We start from the raw sequence: 25442 nt of genomic DNA, 5'->3' as shown, positions 1-25442 counted from the left end.
TCCAAGACTTGTTTACAATGAAATCAATAAGTAATTCCTATAGTTGGAGGGTCGTAATGCTACGCCACATTCGTTACTTGACCGCGGTCGCGGAACACCAAAACTTCACCCGCGCGGCCGAGGCACTGCATGTCTCCCAACCGACGCTGTCGCAACAGATCAAGCAACTGGAGAACTCGCTGCACGTCCGGCTCTTGGACAGGTCCGGGCGGACCGTGCGGCTGACAGACGCCGGCGAGACCTACCTGCGCTATGCCCGCCGCGCCCTGCGGGAGCTTGACGCCGGAACCCGGGCCATCCACGACGTGCAGGATCTGAGCCGTGGATCGCTCCGGCTGGCGATGACGCCCACGTTCACCGCTTACCTGATCGGTCCACTGGTCGAACGCTTCAGCACCCGCCATCCCGGCATCACCTTGAGCGTGCAGGAGATGACCCAGGACCGCATCGAGGCGGCACTGGCCGAGGACACCCTCGATCTAGGCATCGCTTTCGCCGAGGGGCGTTCGTCCGAGATCGAGACCCAGGCATTGTTCGTCGAAACCCTTGGCCTGGTCGTCGGCAATAACCACCCCCGCGCCGGCGCGCAGGCACCCATGGCCCTGCGGGAGTTGGAACAAGAGGGGCTTGTGCTTCTCAGTAGCGACTTTGCAACCCGGCGCCACATCGACCTGCACTTCCGGGACCACGGCATTGCCCCCCGCATCGCGATTGAAGCCGACTCCATCAGCGCGATCGTGGAAATCATCCGCCGCGGCCAGCTCGCCACCGTGCTGCCCGAAGCCATTGCCCGCGAACAGCCTGGGCTCCACCCAGTTGACCTGTCGCCGGTCATTCCACACCGCACCGCAGCCCTACTCAGAAGGAAGGGCGCCTACGTGAGCGCAGCCAGCCAGGCTTTCACCGAGCTGTCATCGACGTGGAGCTAGTCGCCTGACCCGGCCGTGGCCAACGCAGCCACCCTCAAAAGACTTGCCCAACGCCATCCATGCGTCACAGAGGAAACCAACGAGGGCGCTGGGTGGCGCGAATTGTCATCGCTGGGGTTCTGCTGGTGTTCCCGGCTTCCGCCTACTCGATAAGGAACCCGCGGAGGAAGGGCGCGGCCTTCATGTCTGGGAAGAAAGCCAGGCCTTGGATCCGTCATTCCTGACGGCTTGCACAAGTAGCGGTAGCGGTATCGGCATCGGTGCTTAGTGGGTATCCGGTTAGCTCAGGTTGTGCTTTTCGACCCCGGACCGTGGGCGACGATTTGGCGATAGGTGGCTGGCGCCTGCTGTGCGCCGAGACCGAGCAGGGATTGGAAGGCCGCCATGGGTGTGCTGCGCCGGTTGTAGCGGAACGTGAACTCGTCGAGGTACACCTGCAGGTGTTCATTGCCCACGGAGCGGTGGGTTCCCCGCAGCCATGGGCGGTGTCAACTCGTCTAAGCAACGTTGTCGTTGAGTAGCTTGTTGAATACTTCCCGTGGCGTGTAGAAGCCTAGAACTTTTCGTGGGCGGTCGTTGAGTTCGTCGGCGATGGAGTCCAGGTAGGGCTGGTGACTGGTCAGCTCTGTGCCCTTGGGGAGGTACTCGCGGATGAGCCCGTTGGTGTTCTCATTCGTTGGCCGCTCCCATGGTGAATGCGGGTGGGCGAAGTAGACGGGCAGATCCGTTGCCACGGTCAAGGCGGCGTGGCGGGCCATCTCGGTACCCTGGTCCCACGTCAGGGAGCCACGCATCAGGGCCGGCAGATCGTGGACCCGGTCAATGAGAACGTCCGCCAGGCCGTGTGCCTTCTTACCTTCGGGCAGGCCGAGCATGATCACGAACCGGCTCGATCGTTCCACGAGCGTTGCCACAGCGGATTTACCGCCCTTACCCACGATGAGATCCCCCTCCCACGCGTCAGGAATACGCCGGTCGGTCGCTTCCTCGGGCCGGTCATCGATGCTGACCATCCCGATGATCCGGCCGCCGGTCCGCTCACCCAGGGGCTTACGGCTTTTCCGCTTCGTGCGCTTGGATTGCAGCAGTATCCCGGCCTTGGCCAGCTCGCCTTTAGGCAGGGCGTAGATCCACCTGTAGAGGGCCTCGTGGGAGACGGTAGCGCCGTCGGCATCAGGGGATTTGGTCATGATCTCAACGCTGGGCTCTGACGCTTCCAATTGCAAACGCCCAGCGATCTGCCGTGGCGTTCTCGACCTCTTCAAATCAGCGCGAATCCGGGCTTCCAGCACCGGATTCCCATCGATCTTCCGTGTCTGCGGACGCGACCTCCGCTTCTCCGCGTTCACGTCCGCCGTGACCGGCCGGTATGCCCGCGTCTTCGTGGAATTGCGGCGTCGCTCCCGCCACACGATCGTGTGATCACGGCCAATATCCGCACCGATCCGCCGGTCCGTCCAGCCCGCCTTGATGCCTACCGCAATATCCGCCCTGTCAGACATCGCCAACGCCCTGCGAACCACCAGCAACTCCCACCGCTCAAACCAATGTTGTTGCTACGACGGTATGACACCGCCGCTGATGGCGCGGTGCACGCGGGGAAGGACAAGGTCGGGGTCGCCGGCTCTTTTGGCGGCCCGCTGGGATCGCGGGCGGTGGTCGTAGCCTTTGTTCCTCAACGGGACGTACCCCATCCAGCCGTCGGTGTGCACGATGGCGCCGGGAGCCACAGTGTCTGTCACGAAAGTGCCCAACGTGTCGCCGGACGCGTTGGGGATCACCTTCATCCGGACGCGTCCGGAGCCCTGACCACGCACCTCCACCGCCACGACTATCTGCGCGGCCCGGGCCGTGAGATTTCTGCCGCCGCGCCGGCCCACCTCCGGGCCGCCGACTTCGCATTCGTCCACCTCTACCTCGCCGGTCAGCAGGGTGCGTTCGGGGTTGACCATGGCGCGGCGCAGTTTGTGGAGCATGGTCCAGGCCGTCTCGTAGCGGCTGAGTCCGAGCTGGCGCTGCAGCTGCCTGGCCGAGATCCCCGGAGTTCCCGTCGTCATCAGGTAGGCCGCCCAGAACCACAAATGCAGTGCAGTGTGGGTCTTGTGGAGCACGGTACCGGCTGTCAGCGAAACCTGGTAACGGCATGCGGCGCATTCCCACAGCCCCCGCGCCGCCACGGGCCAGGCGGACTCCCCCTTGCACCGGGGACACGAATAGCCATCCGGCCAGCGGCACTCAAACAGATAGCCCAGGCAAGCCTGCTCGTCGCCGAATCTCGCCTGGAACTCCAGAATCGTCTTCGGAAAGTCCGGTCTCGACATTTACGCAGTCTACCTGAGCTAACCGGATACCCACTGGTGCTTTTATGAGCCGCAGCCGGCTTGGTCACTCCCCGCGGCGCCGGAGACCGCTGGCATCCTCGCCAGTTCGATTCGTGCCGGTTTGGGAAGCACGCTTCATTGCAACATGTGTCCGGTTGGGGTATACGTCAACCGGACGTCAGGCAGTACGGCCAGGACAGTTCCGCGGTCGCCGAATTCGGGATGCAAGTCCAGAACGGCGTCAGGACCGGTCACCGGGGACATGAACGGGAGGACTTCCGGTCGGCCTGCCAGGGACCGGTGTTTTCCAGCCAGATTCGGGGTCCGATGCCTTGAAGTGCGATCCTGCAGCCGGGCGCTGAGGCGACCTAGAGCCGTCCGCTCAGCCAGCAGCATCCCTCGGCAAGGCCGGCCAGGGCGTGGCGGAAGCGTTCCGGGTCCAGGGGCCGCTCAATCCGGTGCACGACGGTGGTGAACAGTGAGGAGGATCCGGCGGGTATCCGGACGGAGCCGTGCCCGGCACCTATGGCCGCGCCGAACGCACCATCGCCGGCCTCGCCTCCGCCCGCACCCGAAAGGTGGACGCCCCTTCAAAATGACCCCCGCCAAAGTCCGGCTCGCTCCCGCCTCCATGGGCCGGCCCGGCACCACAGTCAGCGACCTCTGCCAGGATCCGGGAATCACCCAACAGACCCGGTACCGGCACGTATCACCCACCCGGGAACTCCGTCCGGACGGTACAAAGCTCCTCTCAATAAGTTAGGTCTGCGGATCCAACTTGGGAAGGGAGCTCGTCGAGCGGGTCCGCCGGCGGATGACCGCGCTGATCACGCGCATGTACAGTGCCCAGTACGCAACCCCGGCGGCGAGCGATGCTGCCACGGCCAGCAGTGGACTGATCGGGGCCAGCGGCGGGTAGACCAGCCAGTGGACCAGGTACGCGTAGAGGGAGGCGCTGGCCAGCAGTATCGTCAGGCGGCGGAACCCCTTCGGCACGGGAATAGCGGGCAGCCAGATGAGCAGCAGGATTCCGACGAGGAGCGTGTATTCCCGGTTTGCGTCCTCAAAGAACCCCGGGACCGTCAGGGCTGCGACGGCTGAGACGGCGCAGCGCTGGGCCACGTTCCGGGTCCGCGCAATGGCCCAGCCCAGCGCGAATAGCCAGAGGGCCGGCGCCGTGTGCGGCACGCCGGGATCAATCACGTCATAGCGCGTGAGGAGCCCGGCTCCCGTAAGGGCCAGCGGAAAGAGGAGGGGGAATCGCCGCTCAGCGCGGTCCGCCCAGGGAACCGCGAGCAGGGCAGTCATTCCCACGAGCAGGTAGACAAGTACTTCGATGAACCAGAAATGCCACTGAGTGGTCACCGCCTCCGGTCCGAGGACGGCATTGAGGAGCACGATGTTGGCAGGGGTGTAGTTATCCGTGATCAGATAGGCCACACCGATGAAGGCCACGCTCGGCACGACGACTCTGGCCAGGCTGGCCAGCTGCCGCCGGAGGCGCGGAAGCCGCTCCCCGGAAAGCTGGAAACGCGCGAAGTTGTAGCCCGCCACCGCCATGAGCACATGGGCCGCGCCCTGCCACCTGAAAAGGCCGACGTGGGTACTGACGATGAGGATGATCGACACGGCCCTCAACACAATGCCGGTTTCGATCGGTGCGAAGAACCGTCGCAGCTTCCGGACCGGCATATCCCGTCGGCGCGGTTCCAGATCCCGGACCGGCGTCACGTGCCAATCCCGCGGGAGATGCCCCAACGCCTGTTCCAGCCTTACGGACGCTGCCACGTAGGACAGCGAGTCCCCGCCGAGCGAGACGAAGGTGTCGTCGTCGGCGATGTCCGCGCGCTCCAGGGTGTCCTCGAAGATTTTTCGGACGTTGTCGGGACCGGCTGCAGGGTCAGTCCCGGGCGCGGGCTCTGCCGGGTCAGGCCGGGACAGCGCAAGGACCGCCGGGTAGTCCAGTTTGCCGGTGGCCAGCCTGGGGAGATGTTCGACGGCGTGCACCTCGAGTGCCGCACGCGGCAGGCCGACGCCCTGGGCCAGGACCTTGCCCAGCAGGTGCGGGTCGTGCCCGCCTTCGACGGCGACAACCAGCCCGTCGTCCGTACCTGCGCTGGCCGCGTGCACTCCGAGGTCGGCAAGGATCCTCTCGACCTGACCGAGGTCAACGCGCAGTCCCACGATCTTGACGAACCGGCTGCGGCGCCCCACAACTTCGTAGACTCCGGCGGGATGCTTCCGGGCGAGGTCGCCGGTGCGGAGCTCGGTGATGGTCCGGCCCTTTCCGAGGTCCTCAGGGCTTTCGGCGTAGCCGAGCATGACATTCTGGCCGGTGTACACGAGCTCCCCGTGCTCCAGCCCGGGGACGGGATCGATCCGGAATGCGCCGCCGGGCACCGGGATACCGACGGCGCCGGGGACTGCGGCTGCGAGTTCCGGCGGCAGATAGGCCATCCGGGCTGTGGCCTCCGTCTGGCCATACATCACGAAAAGTTCCCATCCCTGCCGGCGGCCGAGCTCGGCGTAGCCTCGCACCATCTCCGGTGCGAGCCGGCCTCCGGCTTGGGTGACGTAGCGAAGGTTGGGCAGCTCCATCTCGGGGAACCCCACCCGCTCCAACAGTTCGAACGTGTACGGGACGGCCGCGAACGACGTCGCACCCTCACGGCGGAACAGGTCCCAGAAACAGGGATCAACGACCGAAAGGTTGGTAAGGACCAGGCCTGCCCCGCGGAGCAGGTGACTGTTGATCACGGACAGCCCGTAGCAGTAGGACATCGGCAGGGTCGTAGCCGCCCTGTCGTCCGTGCCAATCCTCAGGTATTGGGCAATGGACTCCGCGTTGGTCTGCAGGTTGGCATGCGAGAGGCGCACGAGCTTGGGAGAGCCGGTGGAGCCGGACGTGCTGAGCAGCAGGGCAAGGTCCGGGTGCAGCTCGTGCCGTGTGCCGGGCCTGCGCTCCTCCAGGACAGTCTGCCCGTTCCCGGACCGCACAATGACGTCGGGATCGTACGCCGCCACCAGGGACTCCAGGGCTGCGGGTTTGTCTTCCGGCAGGAGGATCAGCGGGTGCCCGGACACCAGGGCCGCCAGGTAGGCGACCAGCGAGTCGACGTCGTTGGCGGCAGCCAGCGCTACGAGGCGCCGCCCGGTGCCGAGGCGGAGGGCGAGGGCATCGACGCGCTCCGCCAGCTCCCGGTAGGTCAGGGTGAGGCTGTCAGTGAGAATTGCGGGTCTGTCCCCGTAGCTCGCAAGATCCGAGGCAAAGGACACCCGCGCGAAATCAAGGTGCGTTGTCACTCGGACGATGTTATTAGATAAGCCTTACCTAAACAAAATTAGGGTATAAAAAGTTTGCGTAATCGTTTTGGATAAGTATCCTCCTTACTTAGGTGCGCCTAAGTAAGGGTTCCGTCAGCTCCTTCACCTAGGGACGTCCCCACGCGTCACGGTTCCGCAACCGCCGCCCTCCGCCGTTTCTACCAACCGACCAAAGGAAACACCCATGCCCGGCACCCCCTTGCCCAAAACAGCCCCCCGATTCCGGAAGTCGCTTGCCCTGGTAGCGGCGGCCGCTGCCGTTCCACTGGCTCTGGCCGGCTGCACGGACAACTCCAAGACCCGGGGCGCGGCCTCCGGGCCGATCCAGGTCACCAGCACCAAGACCGAATGCAAGGTCTCTGCGAACCATGTCTCCAGCGGCAACCTGACCTTCGCCGTCAGGAACGAAGGCGCCGAGGTCACCGAGTTCTACCTTCTGGCCCAGGACGGGCTGCGGATCATTGGCGAAGTCGAGAACATCGGCCCGGGCCTTACCCGCAACCTCGTGGTCACGGCGGCCGCCGGCAAGTACACCACGGCCTGCAAGCCCGGAATCCAGGGGGACGGCATCCGTGCAGCCTTCGACGTCACCGACTCCGGCACCAATCCCATCGTTGACGCCGACCTCCAGAAGGTCCTGGACACCGGCACCGGCCAGTACTCCGCGTATGTGAAGGATCAGACCGAACAACTGGTGACCGGCACGAAAGCGTTCGCCGAAGCCTACGCTGCCGGAGACGCAGCGAAGGCGCGCGGACTCTACGCTTCCACCCGCATGCACTGGGAGCGCATCGAGCCGGTCGCGGAGTCTTTCGGGGACCTTGACCCCAAGCTCGATGCCCGCGAAGCCGACCTTGAGCCCGGCCAGGAATGGACCGGCTGGCACCGCGCGGAGAAGGACCTGTTCCCGCCCGCTGGCTACACCCCGCTAACCGCGGAGGAGCGCACCGTCATCGCGAAGCGGCTCGTCGCCGACACCGAGGACCTGGGCCAGCGCACCGGTGAGGTAAAACTCACCGCCGATATGCTCGGCAACGGCGCCAAGGAACTGCTGGACGAAGTGGCCACCGGCAAGGTCACCGGGGAGGAAGAAGCATGGTCACACACGGATCTCTGGGACTTCCAGGCCAACGTGGACGGGGCCCGGATCGCCTTCGAGAGCCTGTTGCCCGTGCTGCAGCAGAAGGACCCAGCCCTGGCCGAAAGCCTCGACGAGAAGTTCTCGGCATTGCAGGCCGGGCTCAAGAAGCACGCCAAAGGCGAGGGGTTCACCTACTACACCGAGCTCAGCCAGACCGAGATCCAGCAGCTCGCCTCCCTGGTTGATGCCCTTGGCGAGCCACTCTCCAAGCTCACCTCGGCAGTGGTCCTGTGAGCGGCTGCCCCTTCAACGGCCACACCGCCGAAACGCCCGACGGCGCCGCCCCGGATTCCGGCGCCGCCCCGGGTTCCGCCGACGATCCGGCACCTTCGCCGGCTGCCGCGGCAGCTCCCCTGCCCGGAAAGGGCCGGCTGTCCCGCCGCGGGCTGCTGTCCCTCGCAGGTGTGGGTGGCGCCGGGGCCGTGGCCGGCCTGGCCGCCGGCCTCCTGGGGCCGGACGCGCTGGCTGCGGCGGCAACCCCTGCCGCGTCCGGCAATATCATCCCTTTCCACGGTGGCCGCCAGGCCGGCATCATCACGCCGGCCCAGGACCGCCTGCACATTGCGGCCTTCGACGTCGTCACCGAGGATCGTGCAGCGCTCATCCGGCTCCTGAAGGCCTGGACCGCCGCTGCGGAGGCTATGACGGCAGGGCGCACGACGGGAAGCACGGGCGCCGTCGACGGTCCCTACGACGCCCCGCCAGAGGACACGGGCGAGGCCCTGGACCTTGGGGCCGGAAATCTGACCCTCACGTTCGGCTTCGGCTCCGGCCTGTTCGAGAACGACCGGAAGGCACGCTTCGGCCTGGAAGGACTGCGCCCGGATGCACTCATCGACCTGCCGCACTTCCCCGGCGATGACCTCCAGCCGGGGCGCACCGGCGGCGATCTTGTGGTCCAGGCGTGTGCCGACGACCCCCAGGTGGCTGTCCACGCGATCCGAAACCTCGCACGAATCGGATTCGGGCAGGCGCGGGTCCGCTGGTCGCAGCTGGGCTTCGGCCGGACCTCCTCCACGTCGCGGTCCCAGCCGACCCCGCGGAACCTCTTCGGCTTCAAGGACGGCACCAGCAACCTCAAAGCGGAGGACACCGCCCTGCTTGATGAGCACGTGTGGGCCGGAGCGGGAACCCGTCCGGGCGAGGCCTGGATGGCCGGCGGCACCTATCTGGTGTCCCGCCGGATCCGGATGCACATCGAAATCTGGGACCGGACCTCGCTGCGCGAGCAGGAAGGCCTGATCGGCCGCACCAAGGGCGCCGGCGCCCCGTTGTCCGGCGGCGGGGAATTCACCGCTCCTGACTTCGAGATCCAGGGGCGCGGCGGGGAACCGCTGATCCCGCTGGACGCCCATGTCCGCCTGGCGCACTCGAGCCGGAACGACGGCGTGAAGATGCTCCGGCGCGGCTACAACTACACGGACGGCTCGGACGGCCTGGGACACCTCGACGCCGGCCTGTTCTTCATCGCGTTCGTCAAGGACCCGCGGACCCACTACGTGCCCATGCAGCTGGCCATGGCGAAGGAAGACACGCTGGCCCTGGAATATCTCAAGCACACCGGCTCGGGCCTGTTCGCCGTTCCGCCGGGAACCAGCGCCGGCGGCTTTATCGGTGAGGGGCTCTTCGCATGAAGCCTCCAGTCGCCGAGCCCGGTGGCGGCAGCGCGTCCGACAGTACGGCAGTCTGTGAACCGAACGGCAGCGGGCTAGCCAGGCCAACCGGCAGGCCCTCCCTGAAAACGGTGCTGCTGGCACTGCTGTGTTCGGCCGCATGGCTGGCCTCGGTGCTGCTCGGCGGCTTCCTCGACTGCGGGACGGAGATCCACCGGATCGCCCTCGCATGCCATATTCTCGCACTCGTGGTGTCCTTCGGAGCCATACTGGTGCTCGACTGGGTGGGCCTGCTGTGGCTCCTTGGCCGCCGGGACGTCGACGACACCCGCCGCCTCGAATCCGCCGCGCAGCCGCTGATCTGGGGCGGCCTGGCCCTGCTGCTCGCTTCCGGGGCGATGCTGCGTCCGGATCTGTCCAGCCCTCTGACGCAGATCAAACTTCTGTGCGTCCTGATGCTCATGCTCAACGGCTTGGCCCTGGCTCAAACCATGAAGCAACTGCATCTACTGCCACAGGGAACATTGTTCACGAAGGTGGCCACGGGGCTGCGCGTGCGCTTGCTGGTTGCACTGTGCATCTCGCAAGGCTGCTGGTGGACGAGTGTGCTGGTCGGGCTGCTCAACAGCACACTGCGGCGCTGGGCCAACGGCTAAATGTACCAGTGCATGGCTGCCCCGCCTCCGAACGCCAGGGACGGTGAACTCGCTGCTGGAAACAGGAACGGCAGGGCATTGACCGGCAGGGCAGCAGCGGAGGACTCTCGTAAATAGGCGAGCCCCCGCCAGTCCAGACCCGACCGCGCCCGGCCAGCCCGGTCCGCGACTTTGAACACCAACCCGAGGAGATCCAGATGAGCACCCCTAAATTCAACGAACTGCTGACCCGCCAAGTGGGCAACGAATTCGCCGCCTCCCACCAGTACATCGCTGTAGCCGCATGGTTTGACAGGCAGGACCTTCCCCAGCTGGCCAAGCACTTCTACCGCCAATCCCTGGAAGAACGAAACCACGCCATGATGATGGTCCGGTATGTCCTGGACCGCGGACTCAAAATCGCCGTCCCCGGCATTGGGCCTGTCCGCAATGACTTCGCCAAGGTCGAGGAACCCCTGGCCCTAGCCCTCGCGCAGGAACAGGAAGTCACCGAGAACATTAAGGAACTCTTCGCCGCAGCCAGATCGGAAAACGATGCCCTGGGCGAGCAGTTCATGCTCTGGTTCCTCAAGGAACAGGTCGAAGAAGTGGCCTCGATGACCACTCTGCTGAACATCGCCCGCCGCGCGGACAACCTATTCGACATCGAAAACTTCCTCGCCCGCGAACGGGTCGGCGCCCACGGACATCCCGGTAGCCACGCCGGGGGCCACTCTGGCGGGCACCACACAGGCCAGGGCGGAGGAAGCCACGACTCCGGATCGCCGGAAGCCGCGGGAGGGTCACTCTGATCTCTTCGCCCGCCGCAGCGAACCGGGGAGACTGGCCCTGCTATCAGGACTCAAGGGATACAAGGCCGAGCAGCAGCACGGCGAGGGAAGCGAAGCCTCCGACAAGTAGCGCCCCCGGCATCCTGAACTTCCCGCCCGGCTGGGCCGAACCCATGGTCCGGCCCATTCGTTCCAGAGGAGCTCCATCTACGACAGGGGCAAAGCCCGGCGCGGCGGAGGCGATGAAAAACGCTACGGCACGGACCGGGGAAGAGTTGGGAGTTTCTGCTACGAGATCGGGCAAGTTGGCCAGGCCTCTGTGCGCAGCAGATGGTCAGGCCTCTCCTCTCACGGGACAGACCAATGGGGACCAGGAAGATCAGCCACTTCCAAGACTGCGGCCAGGAGAAGCCGACGCCGCACAGCAGGACGGTGAGCCTAAGCCTTGATCCACCGATCGGCAGCCGGTCCCGGGCGTAATTCCGGGCTGGCTGCGGTGAGGTGTTTGGGCATGGTGGATCATCCGGCCTCGCTGTCGGGGTGTTCCACTGGTGGTCCTGGTTGCGCCGTGTGGCTGGTTGGTGTGGGTTCAGGCCGGTTGTGGCGGCGGGTAGAGGTGCTCGAAGAGGCCCTGCCATGCTGTTTGCCAGGGCCAGGCTTCGGGGAGATGAAGCCGGATTTTCCGGGCGCTGGTGGCGATGCGGGCCGGGACGTGGATGAGTTTGCGGCGGATCGTGCCGGTCCGGGCCTTGCCGAAGGGGCCTGCGGCGAGGAGCCCGGCGGCGCGGGTGAGGTTATAGGCCATGACCGCGGCAACCAGCCAGGCGGAGTTCGCCGCGAAAACACCTGAGGGCATATGAGCCAGCGCACTGTCCTTCAGATCGGCGTTCACCTGCTCGATCTGAGCGTGTTTGCGGTGGGTTTGGTCCGCGGCGACAGTGTCCAGAACCTTGGCGTCCACGGTGGTGAAGAACGCGTGGTGCCGATGGGTTTCAAACAAGGTGGGTTGTCCGTCGCTGGCTTTCTTGTTCAGTTCCGGGATGCGGCGCACCACCAGCCGGCCGGTGACCTGCTCGGCCTTTTTCCGGGAGGAGAACGCGGTGAACACGGTTTCGGCGACCTCAGCCTTCGAGACCCAGGTGTTGGTGGTCTCGTCGAAGACCGCGTCGGTGTATTCGATCATTTCCCATGCCGTCTCCGGGATCCCGGCGATAGCCCGTTTGACGGCCGGGTCCATGCGCACGGTCACCGAGACCTCGGCCCCGCCGGCCAGCGCGGCGGAAACCGCTGCATGGCCATAGAAGGCCGAATCGAACCGGCAGAGCACCCGCCCGCGACTCTGCCCTCCGGTCTGGAGGCCTTTGAGCGTGGACAGGGCATCGGTGATCAGGCGTTTGGCTCCGCGGGCCGAGTTCGCCGCGCCCTTGCGCAGCCGCTGGGCCGCGATTACCGGGGCGGTGTCTTTGGTGGAGACCGTGGCCAGCAGGGCGTTCAGGCCGCGGACCCCGGAGTACCCGTAGCCGGAACCCTGCTTGGCGTAGCCGTGGACCTCGATGATCGTGTCGTCAACATCGACGAACACGAAGTCCTCCGCCCCGGGGCTCCCGAGCAGCGGGGCCCGGGTCCCCAGGCCGGCCAGGAAACGGGAGGCGACAGCGTCCAGTTGGCGCACGTGCCCGAACGTGAAGGACCGCAGGAACGAGCCCAGGGTCGAGGGCGCGTAGCAGGCGGTGAAGAGCCGCTTCATCCCGCCGTGGCGCAACAGGGTCATGTCATCAATCGAGTCTGCCCCGGCGACCATCCCGGCGACCAGGGAAGCGACTTTCAGCCCGGCGTTCGCGCCCTTATCCGTCGGCACCGTCAGCCAGTCCTGGGCGAGCTCGTGCAGCCCGGCGTCCCGGGCCAGCGTCATGACCGGCAGCAGCCCGGCAGCCGACACGAGATTGGGCTCGTCAAAGGAAACCGACACCGCGGATGGTTTGTGGGAAACTTGCATCTACGAGATGGCCTCTTTTCGGTGAAAAATGAGTTCTAGACAAACTTCATTTTCCTTGAAAAGGCGGCCATTCTCGGTTTAAAACGCCGACGTAGCCCCAATCAACATCGGTGGATCAAGGCTAAGGTAGTAGCGGATGTTGCGGTCGCCGTCTTCGAGGGTTAGCACGAAGCTGGCGCCGATCAGAGAGAACAGCAGCAGGATGAATCCGAAGAGCCAGGGGACCCATGCCGGCTGGCATGGACCAGAGCCGCTAGGGTCGGCAATATTCCCCAACTGAAGAACAACTTTTCTGAGCTCAACATCCCCAGAACAGATGCAGGACGTCCTGCCATGCTTCCTTCGAGAGCAGCGGGGGCATCTCACTCCCTTGGAACTAAGCCAGTCCAGCACCAGCCGCTCCCCGGCAATTGTCATTTTTCTCGTCTGCACGGATTGTCCGAAGTCGTCTGCGCGACTCCGGCTGGCACTATGGTCAGCTCAGAGTCGATCCAGTTGCTTGGACATGGGACATCCGTAGTGCGGCGCCCCGCTGCCGACATTTCAGCTGCTCAACTTAGATGTGGCTCATTGCTGACCTGGCGGCAGACTGCCATTCTGGGTGAATCCGCACTTCCGGCAGTGAACGAAAGGAAGAGACGATGCCGCTCTATCTGTCGAAATTCAGCTACACACCGGAGACCTGGGCGAGGCTGATCAGCAACCCCGAGGACCGCGGAAAGGCCGCCCAGGCATACATCGAATCGGTCGGAGGGAAACTCCATGGATTCTGGTACGCCTTCGGCGCCCACGACGGCTATAACTTATGGGAGGCTCCTGACAACGTGTCCATGGCCGCGGTTGCACTGGCGATCAGCGGAGGCGGCGCACTGAGCTCGTTCGATACGACAGTGCTCTTGACCATCGACGAAACGATGGAAGCCCTGCGGAAAGCCGAGCAGATTAAGTATCGGCCTCCCGGCACCTGACATTTCCGGCGAACCTGCACCGAATGTCCGAAGTCCTCTGCACTTAGGCCGGATGGGAGTTCCCCGAGTGAGGAGGCCCGATGGTCGTCATTCGTTTCATGGTGCGGTTCCAGCCAGGCAGGGCGGAAGAGTCATGGCCGCGTTGAAAGATGTCGTTCCGCCGAGCCGGGCGCTGGATGGTCTTATCAGCTTCGACATCGGGCGGGACGTGACTGATCGGGTTCAGAACGGGAAGTGGGCAGTTTTCATGGCCGCCAACCGACGTCAGCGAGGGCATGTTGCTAAGACTGATTGATCCGATTGTGTGGCTATTCTTCGGGGGCCATAATCATCTTGGGCCCTGCTGATGGAAGGGATCGGTCATGCAACGTTCTCCGGAATTGGAAGCTCTGGTGGCGAGCTTGTTCGAGGCGGCCACTCGTAGCGAGGCGGCGGTGGTGGACACATTAATCTCGACGAACCCTGGTACGTGCCTGATTGGCAGTGACCCTGGCGAATGGCTTAGTGGTGGTGAGGCCGTGGCGAAGTTCCTGCGTGGTGAGCTGACCAACGCCGGGGGCCAGGCGCGGTTCTCCCCGGAAGGCACCGAAGCTTATGAGGAGGGCACTGTGGGGTGGGCGACCACTCGGCTCACGATCACCCTGCCCGACGGCGGGCATGTTTCGCCCCGATGGAGTTCCGTTTTCCACCGCGAAGGTGACACTTGGCGCTTCGTTCAAACACACGCCTCGATCGGGGTCGGCAACGATGACGTTGGGTGAATCTACTCCGGCTGAGGCCGATCATGAACGACACAGCGGATCCAAGGTCCGCGACTGCGGGGAGCTCTCGCTCGAGGACGAAGTTGGTGCAACGGCAGGTCTACCATCACGGGGCGCGATGCAGACGTTCCCGGGCATGGGCCTGTTCTGGATCATGGACGCCCGGACCGGCGCCCGCAGGCTACTGGACGTGGAAGCCCTGGACATCGTCCGTCAGCTCCCTGTGGCGTTCGACTCACCGCGGCCCAGACTCTCCAGCCCGGTACCGGTCAGCCGCCAGCCGGAGATCCGTCAGTCTCACTGGCCTGCTCCTCCGACATCCTCCGCCACAGGACCGTGAGGACGAAACCCCCGCACGTCCGCCGGGCGGCTGGACATGGCCGGGCTGATCGGCGGAAAGCGTTCCCTAATGAAGACGATGCTTTCGGATAAGTACGTGGACCTGATCGCGGACCACGGCTGGGAGCTGTGCTCGGGCTATGCCGCGTTCGCCGGCACCCAGGAGGATCCAGTCCTGGAATCACCGGACAGGACGGCGTCCGGGAATCCGTCAATGCCGCGCTCTGTCTGGTGGCCACCGGGTCCGCTCCAGGAACTCCATGGCGGCGAGGCGTGCATCGGATTCGCTGATGATGGCCACCTAATGTGTGTCCGATGGGTGTCGTTCCCGGCGATGACTTTCAGACGTTCATTTGCCATGATGAAACTGTCCTGACCGCTCCATTGCGTGAGGTGGAACACGAAGGGGCGCGCCGGCCGGGTGGGCAGTCAAGACGGTAATGGGACTCTTCGAGCAGGCTCCCAATGAGGTCATGTCCGCCTGGCCGCCGCGTCCACTGCAGTTGTGGCGGAGGACAGATCACAATGGCAGACAAACCAACTCCCGGGGCGTCAGTCGCATCCACAAGCACGCAGCAACACAACCAATTCCATCATTATTGTCGGTGGTGCCTGAAAGACTCTTCTTATGGACGGCAATCGGGAGCCCGAAGTGGTTCCGGGAGGACACGGTGGCGCTGTAAGCGGCGCGACGGTCCCGGATGTCGCCCGCCTGCTCGCTACCGTCCGCCTCTGCCACGCCACGGACGACGGCGACGGCGGCGACGGCGGCGCCGGCGGCGACGGCGGCGCCGGGCTGATCGACCAGCTCCGGCAGCTGGAGGATCTGAAGTCCGCCGCGGCCGCGCTGCAGGCCCGGATCACGGTCGCCTTCGATGCCGCACAGCGCCGCACCCGGCGCGCGCAGGGGATGCCCGCGGCAGAGCTCGGCACCGGGGTCGCGGCGCAGATCGCCCTGGCCCGGCGCGAATCCCCCGCCCGCGGCGGACGGCTCCTGGGCCTGGCGAAAGCCCTCGTGACCGAGATGCCGCATACCCTCACCGCCCTGCACACCGGCCAGCTCAACGAATGGCGCGCCACCCTCCTCGTGAAGGAAACCGCCTGCCTGAGTGCGGCGGACCGCTGCGCCGTCGACGGCCAGCTCGCCGCCGACACCGGCACCTTCGCCGGCGTCGGGGACCGGGAGATCATCGCCGCCGCCCGGACCGCCGCCTACCGGCTGGACCCCCGCTCCGTCACCCAACGCGCCAGCCACGCCGCCACCGAACGGCACGTCAGCCTCCGCCCCGCACCGGACACCATGGCCTACCTCACCGCCCTGCTCCCCGTCGCCGAAGGCGTCGCCGCGTACGCGGCGCTGAGCCGCCACGCCGATTTGTTGCGCGCCGCCGGGGATCCGAGGGGCCGGGGCCAGCTCATGGCCGACGGCCTCGTCGAACGCCTCACCGGCACCCCCGGCGGGATCACCGGCATCGAAATCCAGCTCATCATGACCGACCGCACCCTCCTCCAGTCCGACAGCGAACCCGCCCGGCTCCCCGGCTACGGCATCGTCCCCGCCGGCTGGACCCGCGACCTGATCAACGACACACGTGCCCAAAACGCCCCCGCCGGGGACGCCGGCACGCGGGACGGCGCAGGCGGAGGCCCGGCCGGTGACGGCACGCGGGACGGCCGCCGCCGCGGGGACGGCACAGGCGGCGACACAGAAGCAGGCGGAGACAAAGAAATGGAGATCTGGCTCCGCCGGCTCTACACCGCCCCGGCAACCGGCAGCCTCATCGCGATGGACTCCCGCGCCCGGCTCTTCCCCGCCGGACTCCGCCGCTACATCCAGGCCCGCGACGACACCTGCCGCACCCCCTACTGCGACGCCCCGATACGCCACCTGGACCACATCATCCCCTGGCATCAAGGCGGCCCCACCACCAACATCAACGGCGCCGGAACCTGCGAAGCCTGCAACCACACCAAGGAAAAGCCCGGCTGGAAAGCCCAGCCACGACCCGGGCCCGCCGGCACGAACGAACTCAGACACAGACACACCCTCGAACTCACCACCCCCACCGGCCACAGCTACCACTCCACCGCACCACCTCTGCCGGGCACGGCCATGACCCGGGACCCGGGCGGACCTCCCGACACCGCCGACCCCGCCGATGGACGCCACAGGAGGGAACTCAGACACCGCGCGAAAGCACAAAAACGGCCGCGCCCCGTGAGGCAGCCAGCCGCCTGATCCGGCCTTGCGCAGTGAGTGGCTCTTCAAATCGAGGGCCTCGTTTACGCACAGAAGTGCCGCCGTCGAACTCGACGGCGGCACTTCGACAATCGAGGCGGACCGGGGACAAGGGTGCAGGACGGGCGGAACCGTGACAGTGTCCTGGACAGCCGTGTCAGGACAGCCGTGTCAGGACAGCCGTGTCAGGACAGCTTGGCAGGCAACGTCTTGGGCATAAAGGCGGGCCGGGTGGCCTCGAAGGCGGTGATGTCTTCCTCGTGCTTAAGGGTCAGCCCGATGTCGTCCAGGCCTTCAAGCAGGCGCCAGCGCGTGTAGTCGTCGATCTCGAACGGCGCCACGATGTTGCCGCACTGAACTGTCTTGGACACGAGGTCCACGGTGACCGCCGTGCCGGGGGCGTTCTCCAGCTCTTTCCAGATGAGTTCGATGTCGTCCTGGGCCAATTCGGCCGCCAGGAGTCCTTGTTTCCCGGAGTTACCCCGGAAGATGTCCGCAAAGCGCGAGGAGAGGACAGCCTTGAAGCCGTAGTCCTTGAGCGCCCAGACGGCGTGTTCCCGGGACGAACCGGTGCCGAAGTCAGGGCCGGCAACCAGGACGGAACCTGCGTCGAAGGGCGCCTGGTTCAGGATGAAGGCCGGGTCCTTGCGCCACGCGGCGAAGAGGGCGTCCTCGAAGCCGGTGCGGGTGATGCGCTTGAGGTAGACGGCGGGGATGATCTGGTCCGTGTCGACGTTGCTCTGGCGCAGCGGTACACCGATTCCGGTGTGGGTGGTGAACTTTTCCATGGCGGATCCTTCTTCGGCTGTGTGGATCGGGGGCTGCCGGCAGCTATGCTGCGTCGACACGGACGGCGGCGGACTCCGGAGCGGGCTCCAGGTCCGACGGCGAGCTCAGGGTGCCGCGCACCGCCGTCGCCGCAGCCACCACCGGGGAGACGAGGTGGGTCCGGCCGCCCTTGCCCTGGCGACCCTCGAAGTTGCGGTTGGATGTGGAGGCGCAGCGCTCCCCCACCTCCAGCTGGTCCGGGTTCATGCCCAGGCACATGGAGCAGCCGGCGAAGCGCCATTCGGCACCGAAGTCCTTGAAGACCTTGTCCAGCCCTTCGGCCTCGGCCTCGAGGCGCACGCGGGCGGAGCCGGGAACCACGAGCATCCGGATATTGGGGTCCTTGGTACGGCCACGGATGATGTCCGCGGCCGCGCGGAGGTCCTCCATCCGGGAGTTGGTGCAGGAGCCCAGGAAGACGGTGTCCACCCGGATTTCCTTCATCGGGGTGCCGGCTTCCAGGCCCATGTACTGCAGCGCGCGTTCCGCCGCGGCCTTCGCGTTCTCGTCACCGAAGTCCTCGGGCGAGGGCACCTTCGCGGAGAGCGACACGCCCTGGCCGGGGTTGGTTCCCCAGGTCACAAACGGCTCCAGGGTATCGGCGTCGAGGTCCACCTCGACGTCGAACGTGGCGTCGTCGTCCGTGCGCAGGGTGTTCCAGTACTCGACGGCGGCGTCCCACTCGGCGCCCTGCGGCGCGTGCGGGCGGCCTTCCATGTAGTCGTACGTCGTCTGGTCCGGGGCAACGAGCCCGGCGCGGGCGCCGGCCTCGATGGACATGTTGCAGACCGTCATCCGGGCTTCCATGGACAGCGCCCGGATCGCGGAGCCGCGGTATTCAAGCACGTAGCCCTGCCCGCCGCCCGTGCCGATCTTGGCGATGACGGCCAGGATGATGTCCTTGGCGGAAACTCCCGGCCGCAGGGTGCCCTCGACGTTGATGGCCATGGTCTTGAACGGCTTCAGGGACAGCGTCTGGGTGGCCATGACGTGCTCCACTTCGGAGGTGCCGATGCCCATGGCCAGCGCGCCGAACGCCCCGTGCGTGGAGGTGTGCGAGTCGCCGCAGACCACGGTCATGCCCGGCTGGGTGAGGCCCAGCTGCGGGCCGACCACATGGACGATTCCCTGCTCGGCGTCACCGAGGGAGTGCAGGCGGACGCCGAACTCCTGGCAGTTGTTGCGCAGCGTCTGGATCTGGGTGCGGCTGGTCAGGTCGGCGATCGGCTTGTCGATGTCCAGCGTCGGCGTGTTGTGGTCCTCGGTGGCGATGGTGAGGTCCGGCCGGCGCAGCTTGCGCCCGGCCAGGCGCAGCCCTTCGAAAGCCTGCGGGGAGGTCACCTCGTGCACCAGGTGGAGGTCGATGAAGAGAAGATCGGGCTGGGCGTTGGCTCCTTCGCCGTCCCCCTTGCGCACCACATGGGCGTCCCAGACTTTCTCGGCCAGTGTCTTTGCCACGGCCTTCTCCCTTCAAAGCAATGTTTTCTGATGAATGTTCATTGATGCCTGCTGATTGTGTCCACTGAATCAGCAGTCCCCCGTAATACGCCAGCGCACTGACTTGCATCTCAGATAATGAGACGGCAATATCATTACATGGACAATTCTAGTGGAGTCGGCGTCATCGATAAAGCGGCCCATGTGCTTGACGCACTTGAGGCCGGCCCCACCACCCTGGCGCAGCTTGTTGCCGCTACGGGACTGGCGCGGCCCACCGTGCACCGGCTTGCGCTGGCGCTGGTCCACCACCGGCTGGTCAGCCGCGATATCCAGGGCCGGTTCGTCCTCGGCAGCCGGCTCGTGGAACTCGCCTCCGCCGCCGGCGAGGACCGCCTGATCGCCTCCGCCGGACCGGTGCTGATGCAGTTGCGCGATGCCACCGGGGAGAGCGCCCAGATCTTCCGCAGGCAAGGCGAATGGCGCGTGTGTGTCGCCTCCGCCGAACGTCCCATCGGCCTGCGCGACACTATTCCCGTCGGCACGCAGCTTTCCATGAAGGCCGGTTCCGCCGCCCAGGTGCTGCTCGCCTGGGAAGACCACGACCGCCTGTTGGAGGGGCTCCAGTCAGCCCGCTTCACGCCCACCGTCCTGGCCGGAGTCCGACGCCGGGGCTGGGGACAGAGCCTCGGTGAACGCGAGCCTGGGGTCGCCTCCGTGTCCGCCCCCGTCCGCGGACCGTCCGGCCGGGTGATCGCCGCCGTCTCGATTTCCGGGCCCATCGAGCGCCTGACGCGCCAGCCCGGCCGGCTGCACGCCGAAGTCGTGTGCACCGCCGCCCGCGTCCTGACCGAAGCGCTGCGCAAGACGAACGACTGACCGCCGCGCTTCGGCTGAGGCTTAGGCTGGCGCCGATAGCTGTGCTGACCGCAGCCCGGCGGAGAGCATAGGCTGTGCGCATGAACAGCTATGCGGTGTTCCTACGCGGCATCAACGTGGGCGGGATCAGCATCAAGATGGCCGAGCTCAAGGAATCCTTGAAGGCCCGGCCTTTTTCCGGAGTGAAGACGCTCCTCGCCAGCGGCAACGTGGTGCTTGCCAGCGAACTGCCACCGGCTGGGGTCAAGCAGGAGTTCGAAGCCTGCCTCCGCGAGACGTTCGGCTACGACGCGTGGGTGGTGGTGCTGGACGCGGACCGGGTCGCGGAGCTCGTGACGGCGTGCCCCTACCCCGCCGACGATTCCTCCACCCACACGTACCTCACCCTTGCCTCGGACCCGGACGTACTCACGGACCTCCACGACGCCGGAACAGCCTTGGACGGGGTGGAGCTGACCCGGCTGGGGCCGGAGGCCATGGCTTGGCTGGCTCCCGCAGGCGGTACGCTGGACAGCCCTTTCAGCAAGCTATCCGCAAAGCCGAAGTACAAAGCCGCCACCACCACCCGGAACCTGCGGACCATGATCAAAGTCCGCGACGCCGCCTGGGCCCTGTCCGGGTCCTAAAGCGCCGGGTCCTAAAGCGCAACGGCCTAACGCGCCGCGGCCTGCAGGGCCTTCCGGAAGGACCGCAGCCGGCCGGCCTCGGCCTCCACCGGCTCCACCACCAGATCCTGCGCCACAGCTGCGACGGCGGCCTTGAGCCGCTTCCGGGCCGCCGCCCCGCGGGCCCGCGCGGCGGCGCCCGCAATGAACTTCGCCGCGATCGCCAGGACGATGCCCAACAGCGCTCCCCCGGCGATCATCACCGTGGGAACCGGCCACCCCTGCACCAGCGGAACGTCCGGGACGGGCAGCTGCAGATACCCCAGTGCAGCCAGGACACCGAGCCAGGCAAACCCGCCCAGCGCCGTCAGCAGAGCCAGCCACTGGATGACGTTGAAGACCGTCCACCACCATGATTTCCTGCCCGCTTTGAGATCCGTGGCCGCGATCGCCTGGTCAAGGGCATCCGGCAGCTGTTCCCTGCCGTCGCGGGCCGCACCGCGGATGACCGCCCGCCACGGTCCCGGCGCGCCGTCGGATGCCGCGTCAGCGAATTCGCGGACCGCGGCATCGGTGCGGGCCCGCTCCGGAGCGCCGGCCGGCGGCAGTGAGGTCCGGTTCAGCTCCGGTTTGGCACCGTCCCGGCGGAGGTTCAGGCGTCTCAGTGGATCGGGGCGGAACCGGACCAGCCAGCGCGTCACCGGCCAGCCGGTGCGGCGGGTGGCTTCCTGCCGGTAGGAGCGGACCACGGCGTCGACCACGAGCGGGACGTTGGCGGCAACCGACAGTTCCTCCGCCAGCCGCGCCTTCGAGGCGCCGTTCACGCCTGCCGTTTCCCCCTCGCCCGAGGCTTCGGCGAGCCGGGCCGAGACGCGCGTGACATCCGCGGCCAGACGCCGGGAGAGGGCCTGGCGCTCCGTGGCCGCCTGGCGGATGGCGGCGCGGACCTTGTCCACCCCGGTGCCCACCACGGCCGAGGCGCAAAGGACCTGGACCTTGCCCAGGCCGTCGCGCACCAAGATGCCCTGCAGGGATTCCAGCACGGGCCGCACCTCGTGATCGGGCAGCCGGTCCACCTGGTTGAGCACCACGAGGGTGACTGCCCCGTGGGATGCAAGGGGCGCCAGGAAGTCATTGTGCACGGCGGCATCGGCGTACTTCTGCGGATCGAGGACCCAGACGAGGACATCCACGAGCCCCACCATCCGTTGCACGATCTCCCGGTTGGCTGCCCGTGTCGAGTCGAAGTCCGGCAGGTCCAGCAGGATGAGGCCCGTGCTCTCGTCGGCGAAGCCCGGCACCGCGGCTGCGAGGTGCCTGTTGCGGACCTCAAGCCAGTCCAGCAGGGGCTCGCTGCCGTCGGCGCCCCAGATGCCGGCGAGCGGTTCCGAGGTGGTGGGCCTCCGGGCCGCCGCCGTCGCAATCTCTTCGCCGCTGACGGCGTTGAAGAGGGAGGATTTTCCGCTGCCGGTCGCGCCGAAGAAACCCACCACGGTGTGCTCCGCCGAGAGCGAGCGCCGCGAGCTGGCACGCTCGATCACCTCCAGGGCTTCCTGCAGGATTTCCTCCGGGAGGGCGCCCGCTGCCAGCCCGCGTGCCTCGTCCAGGGCTTGGAGCCGGCGGTGCAGTTGGGAGGCCTCGCGGGCGGCACCGTGGCGGCTCATGCGGCGGCCGCCAGGCGGCGGAGCGCGGCGGCGCGGCCGGCGAGGACGTCCGGGGGAACCCCTTGTGGGACGTCCAGCCGGGAGAGGAAGCGCTGCTGTTCGGTGCGGAGCAGCTTCTGGCAGCGGGTGTGCAGGTCCTCGCGTGCCGTCCGGGCGAGCCGGCGGACCGCGTCCTCGCCGAACACTGCTTCCAGCAGCCGCTGCCCGACGACGGCGGTGCCGCCGGCGACGCCGATCTCAAGTCCGGTCAGGCCGGCGGTCATCGAAAACACCACGATCATGAGGGCCGCACCGAGGCCGTTGATGCCGAAGGACAGCCAGCGGGCCTGGGTGCGTTTGCCCTGGCCTTCGGTCCGGATGAGCTCCATGAGGCTCCCCTGCCATGCCCGGATCTCGGCAGCCACTGTCTCGGAAAAGCCCTCCGACGTCCCGGAGAGGTCGTCGCTGCCCAGCAGCTGGCGGCCGGCCGGGTCGGAACGCCAGCGCTGGTCCGCATCCTCCGCGGCGTTGGCGGCTTCATCGATGATGACGGCCTGCAGCCCGGTTTCGATGGCTGTCTCCACCCTGACCGCCGGGGTCGGCGCGCCGCGGAAGAAGGCACCCATCCGGTCCCGGAGCCTGCCGATGTTCTGCTCCATGGCCCGGAAGAACTCGCCGGTGCCGACGAAGTCCTGCCAGCGGGCCAGGACCTCACCGCGCAGCAGCGCTCCGTCCCGGGTGGCCTCGAGGATTCGCGCCACGGCATCCTGGTAGGCGCCGCGGGCATCTGCAGCGAGGATCCCGGCCGCACGCTGCTGGGCCCCGGCCGCCAGCGCCACCGCCTCCACGCGTCCGCCGAGCGCCTTGACGGTTCCGTTCAGGGTCCGCCGGGCGATGTCGGACCGCCCGGCGGCGTCCGCGGCGAGTTCCCGGAGCCAGGTCCGCAGCGGTTCCACGGCGTCGGCGGGCAGCATGCCCATCGGGTCCAACACCACCTCGGGCACCACGAACAGCCGGGCTTCGCCCAGTCCCTCCCTGCTGAGCATGGCCCGGAGGTCGGCCCGGACCTCCGCCTCGGCGGCCGGCGGCACCCGGTCCAGCACCACGGCCACCATGATGTCCCGCGACGCGGCATCGAGCAGCAGCCGCCAGGGGACGGCGTCGGCGTAGCGGTTGGCGGTGGTGACGAACACCCACAAATCGGCCGCGGCGAGCAGCTGGCCGGCCAGCTTGCGGTTGTCATCCGAGATGGAGTCGACGTCGGGGGCGTCCAGCAGCGCGATCCCCGGCGGCACAGCGCCGTCGGAGACGAGCACGAGGGAGGAGATCGCGGCGGCGTCGGGAGTTGGCCCGGCCTGGGTGGCGGGCAGGGGTCTGCTCACGAGGGTGCCTCGGATCCGGTGGAGGCTCGGCAGGACCCGCTGGTCCTCGAACCAGGCGGCGTCGGAGGGGTGGTGCAGCAGGATCGGCTGGCGGGTGGTGGGCCGGATGGCGCCGGCGCGGGTGACGGCGTGCCCCACCAGCCCGTTCACCAGCGTGGACTTCCCGGCACCGGTGGAGCCGCCCACCACGGCGAGCAGAGGCGCGTCGAGGCTGCGGTAGCGGGGCAGGATGTAGTCATCCAGCTGGGCCAAGGCGTTGCGGATGTCCTGCCGGGCCTGCTCGGCGTCCGGCAGAGCCAAGGGCAGGGCTACGGCGGCCAGCTCGGCGCGGACCGCCTCCAGCAGTTCGACGGCGGCGCCTGGCAGACCTGCCGGTACCTGGCTCCCGGTGTGACCGGGGATCTCTTCGGACGTCACTGCATCATCATGCCAGTTCTGCTCCGGTACCCGGGCTCCGGTCTCAGGGGAATGAAAAACGGCCCCGGGCTGATGCCCGGGACCGTTTGATCTGTGACCCCAGCGGGATTCGAACCCGCGTTACCGCCGTGAGAGGGCAGCGTACTAGGCCGCTATACGATGGGGCCGCGTACTCTCCAGAACAGCTTCGCAGCCGTTCGTGCTCAGTGATTATTTCATACACTCAGCAAGCTGGGATACCAGGACTCGAACCTAGAATGACGGTACCAGAAACCGTAGTGTTGCCAATTACACCATATCCCAATGGAACTTTCGGGCCGGTTTCACGGGTTCAAACCCGCGCTCCCGGCGCCTCAGCACGAGTAATTACTTTACCCGAGAGTTTTCCATCGCACAAATCGGCCTCGCCCGGCCGCCCGTCGGCCGCCCGTTTGGGGACTGTCAGGCCAGCAGTTCCAGCAGGTCCAGGAGTTCCAGCAGGGAGCCGACCTCGTGGCCGGTATAGCCCGGGGCAGGCTCCCCGCCGCGGTTCAGCCAGACTCCCAGCAGTCCCGCCGCCGTCGAACCTTCCGCGTCGAGCAGGCGGTTGTCCCCGACGTACAGGGTTTCGCCCGCCCCGGTACCGAGGCGCCGCACTCCCTCAAGGTAGATGGCAGGGTCCGGCTTCGGCACGCCGAGGGTGTCCGTCCCGACCAGCACGCCGATTCGTTCCAGCCCGGCGGCGTCGAGCTTGACGCGCTGGTAGTCGTGCACGTTGTTGCTCACGGCGCCGTACGGGATGCCGGCCGCGTCCAGGGCGTCCAGCAGCGGAGTGACGTCGTCGAAGGCCCGGATGTAGCCGTGCTGCTGGCTCGCGTAAGAGCTGACCCAGTGGTGGGACTGCTCGCCCTCCTCCAGCTCGACGCCGAAGTGCCCCAGGGCCGCCCGGCCGCGCAGCAGCCGCTGCTCATTGAAACTCAGCTCGCCGGACAGGTAGCGGTCGTAGTAATGCGTGGTCTCGCGGGTGAAGATCCGTCCGAACTTCTCCCACCCGGCCTGGTCCAGACCGGGCAGGAGATGCTCGCTGGCGTCACGCACGGCGGCCGTCATCGCGAATTCCAGGTCCACCAGGGTGTCGTCGATGTCGAACAGGATCCCGCGGATGACGCCCAGTCCGCTCGCCAGGACGCCGTTCCTGGTCTCGGGCGCGGGCAT

The 25442-nt window shown here is 66.8% G+C and carries 20 protein-coding genes, 2 tRNA genes and 2 pseudogenes; 12 read left to right on the top strand and 12 right to left on the bottom strand.

Annotated elements, in window-relative coordinates; all coding sequences use genetic code 11:
* The first annotated feature begins 56 nt into the window (after positions 1–56).
* Positions 57–929: a transcriptional regulator CynR gene (gene cynR / locus ACVWZ8_RS15405; protein ID WP_456505086.1), complete on the top strand. Its 873-nt coding sequence runs from the start codon at positions 57–59 to the stop codon at positions 927–929.
* 284 nt (positions 930–1213) lie between these two features.
* Here the strand turns inward: cynR and ACVWZ8_RS15400 are convergent.
* The 3 genes and pseudogenes from ACVWZ8_RS15400 to ACVWZ8_RS15390 form a co-directional block, all read right to left on the bottom strand.
* Positions 1214–1414 (bottom strand): annotated as a pseudogene (locus tag ACVWZ8_RS15400) (IS1595 family transposase); the annotation flags it as partial.
* 12 nt (positions 1415–1426) lie between these two features.
* On the bottom strand, positions 1427–2452 hold the full coding sequence (locus tag ACVWZ8_RS15395) for an IS30 family transposase (RefSeq protein WP_456504426.1): 1026 nt from the start codon (positions 2450–2452) through the stop codon (positions 1427–1429).
* A gap of 54 nt (positions 2453–2506) precedes the next feature.
* Positions 2507–3250, bottom strand: a pseudogene (locus ACVWZ8_RS15390) (IS1595 family transposase); the annotation flags it as partial.
* Between the two features lie 595 nt (positions 3251–3845).
* Here ACVWZ8_RS15390 and ACVWZ8_RS15385 point away from each other — a divergent pair.
* Complete coding sequence (locus ACVWZ8_RS15385) at positions 3846–4013, top strand: hypothetical protein (protein ID WP_456505085.1); 168 nt, start codon at positions 3846–3848, stop codon at positions 4011–4013.
* Here ACVWZ8_RS15385 and ACVWZ8_RS15380 read toward each other — a convergent pair.
* The gene (locus ACVWZ8_RS15380; RefSeq protein ID WP_456505084.1) at positions 4010–6553 is read right to left on the bottom strand and encodes an AMP-binding protein; all 2544 of its coding nucleotides are present in this window, start codon (positions 6551–6553) and stop codon (positions 4010–4012) included. The two genes, ACVWZ8_RS15385 and ACVWZ8_RS15380, sit on opposite strands and share 4 nt — an antisense overlap.
* Before the next feature lie 205 nt (positions 6554–6758).
* On the opposite strand from ACVWZ8_RS15380, the gene efeO reads away from it, so the two are divergent.
* From efeO to ACVWZ8_RS15360, 4 genes are all read left to right on the top strand, one after another.
* Positions 6759–7949 (top strand): iron uptake system protein EfeO, encoded by a 1191-nt coding sequence (efeO, locus tag ACVWZ8_RS15375; protein WP_456505083.1) that lies wholly within the window; start codon positions 6759–6761, stop codon positions 7947–7949.
* Entirely contained in the window at positions 7946–9349 is a 1404-nt protein-coding gene (efeB, locus tag ACVWZ8_RS15370) for an iron uptake transporter deferrochelatase/peroxidase subunit (RefSeq protein ID WP_456505082.1), read from the top strand. Before efeO ends, efeB begins: the two co-directional genes overlap by 4 nt.
* Entirely contained in the window at positions 9346–9984 is a 639-nt protein-coding gene (locus ACVWZ8_RS15365; protein ID WP_456505081.1) for a hypothetical protein, read from the top strand. The genes efeB and ACVWZ8_RS15365 overlap by 4 nt, the downstream gene beginning before the upstream one ends.
* A 197-nt stretch (positions 9985–10181) precedes the next feature.
* A complete protein-coding gene (locus ACVWZ8_RS15360; protein ID WP_456505080.1) occupies positions 10182–10775 on the top strand; it encodes a ferritin in 594 nt (197 codons plus the stop codon).
* A gap of 568 nt (positions 10776–11343) precedes the next feature.
* Here ACVWZ8_RS15360 and ACVWZ8_RS15355 read toward each other — a convergent pair.
* Positions 11344–12750: an IS1380 family transposase gene (locus tag ACVWZ8_RS15355; RefSeq protein WP_456503408.1), complete on the bottom strand. Its 1407-nt coding sequence runs from the start codon at positions 12748–12750 to the stop codon at positions 11344–11346.
* Positions 12751–13391: 641 nt separating this feature from the next.
* Between ACVWZ8_RS15355 and ACVWZ8_RS15350 the strand changes: the two genes are divergently transcribed.
* The 4 genes from ACVWZ8_RS15350 to ACVWZ8_RS15335 all read left to right on the top strand — a co-directional run bounded on the left by ACVWZ8_RS15350 (position 13392) and on the right by ACVWZ8_RS15335 (position 17057).
* Positions 13392–13718, top strand: coding sequence for a GYD domain-containing protein (locus tag ACVWZ8_RS15350; RefSeq protein ID WP_426978470.1), 327 nt, complete (start codon positions 13392–13394; stop codon positions 13716–13718).
* 362 nt (positions 13719–14080) lie between these two features.
* Positions 14081–14479, top strand: coding sequence for a nuclear transport factor 2 family protein (locus ACVWZ8_RS15345; protein WP_456505079.1), 399 nt, complete (start codon positions 14081–14083; stop codon positions 14477–14479).
* Complete coding sequence (locus tag ACVWZ8_RS15340; RefSeq protein ID WP_456505078.1) at positions 14472–14819, top strand: hypothetical protein; 348 nt, start codon at positions 14472–14474, stop codon at positions 14817–14819. The genes ACVWZ8_RS15345 and ACVWZ8_RS15340 overlap by 8 nt, the downstream gene beginning before the upstream one ends.
* 627 nt (positions 14820–15446) lie before the next feature.
* Positions 15447–17057 carry a DUF222 domain-containing protein gene (locus tag ACVWZ8_RS15335; RefSeq protein WP_456505077.1) on the top strand — a complete coding sequence of 537 codons (1611 nt, stop codon included), beginning with the start codon at positions 15447–15449 and terminating at the stop codon, positions 17055–17057.
* A 185-nt stretch (positions 17058–17242) separates the two neighbouring features.
* Here the strand turns inward: ACVWZ8_RS15335 and leuD are convergent, their stop codons facing one another.
* Both leuD and leuC read right to left on the bottom strand, forming a co-directional pair.
* Positions 17243–17845: a 3-isopropylmalate dehydratase small subunit gene (gene leuD, locus ACVWZ8_RS15330; protein ID WP_426978475.1), complete on the bottom strand. Its 603-nt coding sequence runs from the start codon at positions 17843–17845 to the stop codon at positions 17243–17245.
* Positions 17846–17888: 43 nt separating this feature from the next.
* Entirely contained in the window at positions 17889–19343 is a 1455-nt protein-coding gene (gene leuC / locus ACVWZ8_RS15325) for a 3-isopropylmalate dehydratase large subunit (RefSeq protein ID WP_456505076.1), read from the bottom strand.
* Between the two features lie 138 nt (positions 19344–19481).
* On the opposite strand from leuC, the gene ACVWZ8_RS15320 reads away from it, so the two are divergent.
* Positions 19482–20201, top strand: a complete 720-nt coding sequence (locus ACVWZ8_RS15320; RefSeq protein WP_426978477.1) for an IclR family transcriptional regulator — start codon at positions 19482–19484, stop codon at positions 20199–20201.
* A gap of 80 nt (positions 20202–20281) precedes the next feature.
* Complete coding sequence (locus ACVWZ8_RS15315) at positions 20282–20827, top strand: DUF1697 domain-containing protein (RefSeq protein ID WP_456505075.1); 546 nt, start codon at positions 20282–20284, stop codon at positions 20825–20827.
* Positions 20828–20853: 26 nt separating this feature from the next.
* On the opposite strand, the gene ACVWZ8_RS15310 is transcribed toward ACVWZ8_RS15315, so the two are convergent.
* The 5 genes from ACVWZ8_RS15310 to ACVWZ8_RS15290 form a co-directional block, all read right to left on the bottom strand.
* On the bottom strand, positions 20854–22470 hold the full coding sequence (locus ACVWZ8_RS15310; protein WP_426978479.1) for a GTPase: 1617 nt from the start codon (positions 22468–22470) through the stop codon (positions 20854–20856).
* Positions 22467–24248 (bottom strand): dynamin family protein, encoded by a 1782-nt coding sequence (locus ACVWZ8_RS15305; RefSeq protein ID WP_456505074.1) that lies wholly within the window; start codon positions 24246–24248, stop codon positions 22467–22469. The genes ACVWZ8_RS15310 and ACVWZ8_RS15305 overlap by 4 nt, the downstream gene beginning before the upstream one ends.
* Positions 24249–24342: 94 nt before the next feature.
* Positions 24343–24415: transfer RNA gene (locus tag ACVWZ8_RS15300), tRNA-Glu, on the bottom strand.
* Positions 24416–24479: 64 nt separating this feature from the next.
* Positions 24480–24551 (bottom strand) — tRNA-Gln (locus ACVWZ8_RS15295).
* 138 nt (positions 24552–24689) lie between these two features.
* A complete protein-coding gene (locus tag ACVWZ8_RS15290; RefSeq protein WP_456505962.1) occupies positions 24690–25442 on the bottom strand; it encodes an HAD family hydrolase in 753 nt (250 codons plus the stop codon).

The organism is Arthrobacter sp. UYCu723, assembly GCF_054059215.1.
The sequence above is the reverse complement of the archived record's forward strand: the minus strand, read 5'-3'. Positions and strand labels throughout refer to the sequence as shown.